This is a genomic window from Acidithiobacillus sp. TH-A35, from assembly GCF_057473505.1.
This window is the reverse complement of record NZ_JBYCKR010000259.1, coordinates 1-5,629: the sequence shown is the minus strand read 5'-3', so window position 1 is coordinate 5,629 and position 5,629 is coordinate 1. Positions and strand designations below refer to the sequence as shown.

At 58.4% G+C, this 5,629-nt stretch carries 7 protein-coding genes and 1 tRNA gene; 2 read left to right on the top strand and 6 right to left on the bottom strand.

The annotated features are described in order from the left end of the window. The coding region (locus AC2VNK_RS08620; RefSeq protein ID WP_486883474.1) for an EAL domain-containing protein at positions 1-794 on the top strand (794 nt) is incomplete at its 5' end. Beyond that, a complete protein-coding gene (locus tag AC2VNK_RS08615; protein ID WP_291523181.1) occupies positions 782-1,159 on the top strand; it encodes a tyrosine-type recombinase/integrase in 378 nt (125 codons plus the stop codon). The genes AC2VNK_RS08620 and AC2VNK_RS08615, both read left to right, overlap by 13 nt. Here AC2VNK_RS08615 and AC2VNK_RS08610 read toward each other — a convergent pair. From AC2VNK_RS08610 to AC2VNK_RS08585, 6 genes are all read right to left on the bottom strand, one after another. Beyond that, positions 1,145-1,221: transfer RNA gene (locus AC2VNK_RS08610), tRNA-Pro, on the bottom strand. The two genes, AC2VNK_RS08615 and AC2VNK_RS08610, sit on opposite strands and share 15 nt — an antisense overlap. Positions 1,222-1,255: 34 nt before the next feature. Beyond that, positions 1,256-1,618, bottom strand: a complete 363-nt coding sequence (locus AC2VNK_RS08605; RefSeq protein WP_486883473.1) for a YtxH domain-containing protein — start codon at positions 1,616-1,618, stop codon at positions 1,256-1,258. A gap of 15 nt (positions 1,619-1,633) precedes the next feature. Next, entirely contained in the window at positions 1,634-3,265 is a 1,632-nt protein-coding gene (locus AC2VNK_RS08600) for an alpha-D-glucose phosphate-specific phosphoglucomutase (protein WP_486883472.1), read from the bottom strand. A gap of 8 nt (positions 3,266-3,273) precedes the next feature. Then, on the bottom strand, positions 3,274-3,543 hold the full coding sequence (locus AC2VNK_RS08595) for a hypothetical protein (RefSeq protein WP_486883471.1): 270 nt from the start codon (positions 3,541-3,543) through the stop codon (positions 3,274-3,276). 42 nt (positions 3,544-3,585) lie between these two features. Beyond that, positions 3,586-4,491, bottom strand: coding sequence for a diiron oxygenase (locus AC2VNK_RS08590; RefSeq protein WP_486883470.1), 906 nt, complete (start codon positions 4,489-4,491; stop codon positions 3,586-3,588). A 6-nt stretch (positions 4,492-4,497) separates the two neighbouring features. Further along, the gene (locus tag AC2VNK_RS08585) at positions 4,498-5,460 is read right to left on the bottom strand and encodes an NAD-dependent epimerase/dehydratase family protein (RefSeq protein ID WP_486883469.1); all 963 of its coding nucleotides are present in this window, start codon (positions 5,458-5,460) and stop codon (positions 4,498-4,500) included. Positions 5,461-5,629: the final 169 nt, after the last annotated feature.

Below are 5,629 nucleotides of genomic sequence, written 5' to 3'. Positions count from 1 at the left end.
ACCAGCCGGTGGTGTCGACCCGCGACGGGTCGGCACCCGGCCAAGGGATTGCGCCCTGCCAGGGAGTGATCGGCTTTGAAGCCTTGATCCGTATGGTGCATCCGCAGCGCGGGATTCTTGGCCCTGCTGCATTTGCGAACGCCCTGGATCATCCGCGTCTGGCCCGGCGCATTGGCTGTTTTGTACTTGATGCTGTGCTTACTCAGGGAGAACAGTGGCATCGCGATGGGTTTCCATTACGGATGTCTATGAACATCAGTGCTCGCCATCTACTGGATCCGGAGTTTCTAAATGATATGCGTGCTGCCCTGGCAGCGCACCCTGACCTCGCGCCTGAGATGTGCGAGATCGAAGTCACGGAAACTGCCCCCATGCTGGATTTCCCCACGGCGCAGGAGACCCTGCGAGCCTGCAATAACTTGGGTCTGCGCATTGCTTTGGATGACTTTGGCACCGGTAGTGCCTCTCTGAGCTACTTGCAGAAACTGCCAGCTCAAACGATCAAGGTGGATCAGAGCTTCGTGCGGGATATCCTCAATGATCCGCGGGACTTCGCTATTGTTGCCGGTATTACAACAACGGCCAATATGCTGGGTCTCGAAGTGGTCGCGGAGGGAGTGGAAACCGTCGGCCATTTACAGCTGCTGAAGACACTGGATTGTCATGCCATGCAGGGCTATCTCTTCTCTAAACCTATGCCTGCTGGTGAGGTGCCAGGCTGGCTTAAGTCATTCAATATACTGAATTATAACAATAACTTGACACCCCTACCCGAAGGATTATGCAGGATATAACGACTGATGGGTTCCTCGTCGCTCATCGGCTACGCGTCGTCCAGTGTGTCGAAGCTCTGCAGCCATACAGCGAAAATGGTTCTCTATGGGCCTGGAAGCGTCTTTGTGTCAGGGCTAGTGTGGAGGATGCCCACTTCCATGATATCCGCGCCAAATCGCTCACTGACGCGAATAGAACCGCTGGGCGTGACTATGCGCAAGCGCTTGCGGGCCATGCTGACGGGTCGATGACAGAGGTCTATGTGCGCGCCAGAGACACGCAGACCGTCAAGCCTCTCGGCGGAGTTGTAGAAAGAAAGCGGGTTGTAGAAAAGGCCACCTCAAAGAAGTGGCCTAAGCTGTTGATTGATTGGTCGGGGCGATAGGATTCGAACCTACGACATCCTGCTCCCAAAGCAGGCGCGCTACCAAGCTGCGCTACGCCCCGTCGCCGCAGAGGATAGCCGCTCCCACCGCCGCGGTCAATCTAAACGAGAAAGACGGTGCCGCAAACGGTCCAGCTCCCCACGCGCAAGACCAATACCATCATTCAGGCGTTGGCGCTCCCTGTCGCTGAGCTCCTTGCCCTTCTGCACCAGTTCCTCGCTATAAATGGCGATGGTGTCGAGCAGTTCCTCAACCCGTTCATTTATCCGCTCGCGCGAGGCAACGACGCGATCCCAGGCGCGATTGGCCTGATGCCGCAATTGTTCGCGGGTGCGATCGCCCGTTTGTGGGGCAAAGAGCAAGGCGGTGACCGCACCTGCTACTGCACCTGCCAGCAAGGCGATCCCCAGGGCGCTGTAGCCAATGCCATTATCGCTATCGTTTTCATAATTCATCATGATCGGACTCCTTTATCAGGTGATAACAGTGGGGGCCTTGCGACCCGTGAGGGTTTCTATTCGTGTGAGATTCCTGCCGAGCTGAATCAGTTCGCGCAAGGCGCGCTGCGGGTCCTGCTGCTGGCGCTGCGGGTCCTTCTCCAGATGCTCGTGATAAATACGCAAGGTGGCGCCTTCGGTTCCCGTGCCCGACAGGCGGAATATCACCCGGGCACCGTCGGCAAAGAGCAGGCGCAGGCCCTGATGCGCACTGACACTGCCGTCGATGGGGTCCGCATAGGCAAAATCATCGGCGGTCAGGATCTGACGTTCCGCTAAAGTCTGACCGGGGAGCACTGGCAATTGGGCGGTAATGCTCTGCATGATCTGCTCGCCCGTTTCCACCTGAAGTCCCTCGTAATCATGACGCGTGTAGTAATGACGCCCAAACCGCTGCCAATGCTGGGTGACGATGTCGGCCACGGATTGGCCCGTATGCGCGATCACTGAGAGCCAGGCCAGTATCGCCCAGAGTCCGTCCTTTTCACGGATATGGTCCGACCCGGTGCCGAAACTTTCCTCGCCACAAAAGGTGATTTTGCCCGCATCCAGCAGATTGCCAAAGAATTTCCAGCCGGTGGGCGTTTCATAGTGAGCAATACCCAGGGCTTCCGCGACCACATCCGCGGCCTGGCTGGTGGGCATGGAGCGGGCGATACCTTTGAGGCCCTGGCGGTAGGCGGGGATCGCGGTGGCATGGGCTGCGAGCACCGCCAGCGAATCGCTGGGTGTCACAAAAAAATGGCGTCCCAGGATCATGTTGCGGTCGCCATCTCCATCGGATGCGGCGCCAAAGTCGGGTGCGTTCTCCGCGAAGAGTTCGTCGGCCAGGGGCTTGGCATAGACCAGATTCGGATCGGGATGGCCACCCCCAAAATCCGTGAGCGGGATACCATTAACCACTGTGCCCACCGGTGCCCCCAGACGCTTTTCAAAAATCTCGTGGGCATAGGGACCGGTAATGGCGTGCATCGCGTCAAAACGCATCCGGAAAGTCCCCTGCAAGAGCCGTCCCAGCGCGTCAAAATCAAAAATGCGGGCCATCAGTTCTGCATACTCGGCTACCGGGTCGCAGACTTCTACCTGCATCTCACCCAGCAAAAACTTCGCGTCATGGTCGATATCGACATCCGCGCTCTCCAGAATCTGATAACCCTGGATGGATTTACTGGCAGCCCAGATGGCATCGGTGATCTTTTCCGGCGCGGGTCCGCCGTTGGCCGTATTGTACTTGATGCCAAAGTCGTGGTCAGGCCCCCCGGCATTATGGGAGGCGCTGAGGATAATGCCGCCGTGAGCACTCCGCGCGCGGATGACTGTAGAGACGGCGGGTGTGGAGAAGAGTCCGCCCCGTCCGACAATGACTTTGCCCCAGCCATTCGCTGCAGCCATCCGGAGGATGATCTGTATGGCTTCACGGTTATAAAAACGTCCGTCGCCACCAAGAACAAGGGTTTCCCCGGCGCGATCAGGAATGGCATTGAAGATGGATTGAACAAAATTTTCGAGATAGTGCGGCTGCTGGAACACCTTGACCTTTTTACGCAGCCCCGAGGTGCCGGGGCGTTGATCGGCAAAGGGCTGGGTCGCAATCTGCAATACCGCCATGGCACACCTCAGGAGTCGAGTGGAACGTCAATAATAGTGGTTTCCCGACCAGCATCGGTACGAATCCAGATTGTATACCCGCTTACCTGCCAGGTACTAACGACCGCCCCGCCGTCGCGAATGGCCTTTTCACTGGCTTCAATTAAGTCTTCTTCCATAGCCTCATCCCACTCGCCCAAGACGTGATGACGGAGCAGTTCCTGCGGATCAATTTTTCCAGATTCGAAGATGGCTTGCGCGTCGGGGGAAGCGAGGATAGTTCCAGGATGGAATCGCATTTTATTCTCCATAACTTTCTAACTATAACAGGAAACGGCCGTTCACAAGGCAAAGCCTTGCGTACGCAGAAAATCGCGACTGGGTGCTGCACACTGATTCATAAGATGAATACGATGTGGGTTGTGGCGCGCGCGCCTTGCCCAGATTCGTGGATCGCTCAACCCGGCCGCCGCATAGACCTGTTCGGATGGAAAGAAGCAGGTCCGCAGAAACTGGCGGAAAACCTCGCGCAAAACCGGACTGATCAGGTGTTTTTTCACACGGTTCATGGCTTGGCTGCGCATCTGAATGGTGGTGCGGGCGAAGGCCATATGGCGCGCTTCTTCGCGCATGTGAACATGCGTGATAGCCAGCACGGCAGCGGGTAGTTCTTTGTGGGCGAAGATCAGGCGGTTCATGCGATCCGGTACATTCTCGCCGATAAGGATGGTTGCCCAAAAAGCGGCCGAGCCCTCGGGCGCGTAGCGAGCGAAAAGACGCGCCAAGGGCGGGCGGGCGCTCAACGGGGTCATAAATGGGCGTTGCGAACGTCGCTGTAATTCCAGAAACATGAGGCTGTGCCCCACCTCCTCCCGCAGTTCATGAAGCTGATAGTGATAGCTGACCGGGTCGCGGTACATCTCCTGGAGCGAGTTTGCGCCCAGGCGTTGGATGAACAGCGCCTCCAGCCACAGCCCCAGCTCGCAGAAAGAGACGAACTCGACTTGGGAGAGGCGAATGCGTTCCTCTGGGCTCAATTGCACATATTCGGGCAATCCGTACAGTGATAGCAATTCTTCTGGGAGCCAGGCCGTTTCCGCGTCGAGGCTCTCCCACGGAACCGTCTGGACGGGGTCCCGATAGTTACCGCTGTGCTGGCTGAGCCGATTGACCAAAGCATCATGATGACGCTGAATCTGAGCCGGCGCGGGGACACGTTGAGCGAAGTTCATGAGCCATTCTGCCACGGACGCTCAGCCGCTCCAAGGGCGTATTGGACTCTGCCCACCAGTATCGCGCACCTGGGCGACGCTGCGGCGTACATCATAACGGGGACGCCACCCGAGTGCCTTTTGGGCGTGGGTAATATCGACAATCAGTGGGTTTTCCAGCACTTGCAGCCAGCCGGGATCGCCGAGGCCAGTACTAAAAGGGCGTAGCCAGGTATGTACCCGGTGCAGTTGCCTGGGGGAAAGTGGTAGCTGCCAGCGGCGGGGAATGCTGGACCAGGGGATGGGATCGGGTGCCGCAATATTGAAGATACCACCCTGTCCATAACTTAGTGCTGCAAGCAGCGCGGTGACCGCATCGTCTTGGTGGAGGCACTGGATGGGCAAGTCCGGGTTGAGTAGACGTAGTCCGTAAGGGCTCGTCGCAATCTCATTCACCAAGGCCTGCCCATGAGAGCCGATAATGGCGTGCAGGCGCAGGCGGGAAACAACGGTTTTCTTCTGGCTGGTCGTGAACACATCCAGCCATTGCTCCAGTGCAGCCTTGTCTTCACTATAGGCGAACCCCGGCACAGGCCGACAAGGCTGGCTTTCGGCAATGGGAACCGGGTTGTCCGGCCAGGCGCCATAAGCCGCCACACTGCTGGAATAGATGACTTGCGGTACACCGGCATTTGCCGCCGCACGGAACAGATGCTGACTGCCATCGAGGTTAATCCGGCGCATCTCCTCACGCCAGCGCCGTTGCGGCCCGAGGCGCGGACTCAGCACTATAAAGGCGAGATGGATGACACAATCCACGCCGCTCAGGTGCTCGACAAGCCGCGGATCGCAGATGTCCAAAGGCAGGTAATGCAGGTGTGGATGCTGCATTGCGGGTGCCCGACGATCCAGTGCGATGACCCGGTGGATATCGGGCCGGGCGAGCAGGGCGGGAAGCAGAGCTGCCGCCGTATGTCCCGCCGCGCCAGTGACCAGCACCTGCATCAGTGGGGGTAAGGACCGCGCAGAGCAGGCAACACCTCGTCGGCGAGCAAGCGCAACGAGCGCTGGGTGATTTGGCTGGGGACCATCCCGGCACCCACGGCCAAAATCAGGCGATTCACCCCGGCCCGGGCATAGCGGGCCAGTCGTTGGCGACAGGTAGCTGGGTCGC

Bases quoted from the DNA above. Each gene is read 5' to 3' on its own strand.
- AC2VNK_RS08595 (WP_486883471.1), bottom strand. From the start codon at position 3,543: ATGCGATTCCATCCTGGAACTATCCTCGCTTCCCCCGACGCGCAAGCC.
- AC2VNK_RS08585 (WP_486883469.1), bottom strand. From the start codon at position 5,460: ATGCAGGTGCTGGTCACTGGCGCGGCGGGACATACGGCGGCAGCTCTG.
- AC2VNK_RS08600 (WP_486883472.1), bottom strand. From the start codon at position 3,265: ATGGCGGTATTGCAGATTGCGACCCAGCCCTTTGCCGATCAACGCCCC.
- AC2VNK_RS08615 (WP_291523181.1), top strand. From the start codon at position 782: ATGCAGGATATAACGACTGATGGGTTCCTCGTCGCTCATCGGCTACGC.
- AC2VNK_RS08605 (WP_486883473.1), bottom strand. From the start codon at position 1,618: ATGATGAATTATGAAAACGATAGCGATAATGGCATTGGCTACAGCGCC.